This is a genomic window from Massilia sp. CT11-108 (assembly GCF_047302915.1).
In the GTDB taxonomy this organism is placed as follows: Bacteria; Pseudomonadota; Gammaproteobacteria; order Burkholderiales; family Burkholderiaceae_D; genus Telluria; species Telluria orientalis.
Genome location: NZ_JBKYMO010001555.1, coordinates 1 through 264, shown reverse-complemented (window position 1 = coordinate 264; position 264 = coordinate 1). Strand labels below are relative to the sequence as shown.

The 264-nt window shown below is 70.5% G+C and carries 1 pseudogene; it reads right to left on the bottom strand.

The window, feature by feature from the left end:
• Positions 1–264, bottom strand: a pseudogene (locus ACEN88_RS35595) (sensor histidine kinase); the annotation flags it as partial.

The window sequence follows — 264 nt, the reverse complement described above, 5'->3', positions numbered from 1 at the left end:
GGATCGGGTTCGCCCCGCGCCAGGCGGTGCAGGCCCGCCTCCAGCGCGCGCACGGGCGACAGCGCGCGGTCGGCGCACCACCACGTGACGGCCAGGGTTGTACCGGAAAAGAACAACAGGGTGATCCAGATTTGCACAGTGTCGTGCAGGCGCTCGCCGATTTCAGACTCGGGATTCGGCGCGATGTAGAGCAGTTGCCCGCCGATGCGGATCGCCCGCTCGCTGCGGTCCGGCGGGGCGAACCCCAGCCAGGCGGGCGATCCG